Below are 1,016 nucleotides of genomic sequence, written 5' to 3' on the forward strand. Positions count from 1 at the left end.
CTAAAGCTATTTCGGGGAGAACCAGCTATCTCCGAGTTCGATTGGAATTTCTCCGCTACCCCCACCTCATCCCCGCACTTTTCAACGTGCGTGGGTTCGGGCCTCCAGTGCGTGTTACCGCACCTTCACCCTGGACAGGGGTAGATCACACGGTTTCGGGTCTACGACCACGTACTTATTCGCCCTATTCAGACTCGCTTTCGCTGCGGCTCCGTCTTCCCGACTTAACCTTGCACGTGAACGTAACTCGCCGGTTCATTCTACAAAAGGCACGCCATCACCCATATAGAGGGCTCTGACTTTTTGTAAGCGCACGGTTTCAGGTTCTATTTCACTCCCCTTCCGGGGTGCTTTTCACCTTTCCCTCACGGTACTGCTTCGCTATCGGTCACTAGGGAGTATTTAGCCTTGGCAGATGGTCCTGCCGGATTCCGACGGGGTTTCACGTGTCCCGCCGTACTCAGGATCCGTCTCGGAGGGTGCTGATTTTTGGTTACAGGGCTTTTACCTCTTCTAGCGGGCCTTTCCAGACCTCTTCGCCTAACCAACACCTTTGTAACTCCATGTGAGACGTCCTACAACCCCTACGGACAAGTCCGTAGGTTTGGGCTAATCCGCGTTCGCTCGCCGCTACTGACGGAATCACTATTGTTTTCTCTTCCTCAGGGTACTTAGATGTTTCAGTTCCCCTGGTATGCCTCTACTTACCTATGTATTCAGTAAGAAGTGACTGCGCATTACCGCAGCCGGGTTTCCCCATTCGGACATCCCCGGATCAAAGCCTGCTTACGGCTCCCCGAGGCAATTTCGTTGTTCGCCACGTCCTTCTTCGGCTCCTAGTGCCTAGGCATCCTCCGTGCGCTCTTAGTAGCTTAACCAGTTGCTTGATTGATGGCTGTTACTTGCGTAACCATCCATTCAATCTTCGCTTCGTGTTATAAAACTAAAGCTTTAAGGATGTTTCATTATTCGCTATCCAGTTGTCATGGTGCAAAAGTGAATTGTTTGGTGGAGCC

At 51.8% G+C, this 1,016-nt stretch carries 1 rRNA gene; it reads right to left on the minus strand.

Annotated features, from left to right (window positions below):
• A 23S ribosomal RNA gene (locus GB864_RS17990) occupies window positions 1–878 on the minus strand; the annotation flags it as partial.
• Window positions 879–1,016: the final 138 nt, after the last annotated feature.

The organism is Agromyces seonyuensis (assembly GCF_009789225.1).
Lineage (GTDB): Bacteria > Actinomycetota > Actinomycetes > Actinomycetales > Microbacteriaceae > Agromyces > Agromyces seonyuensis.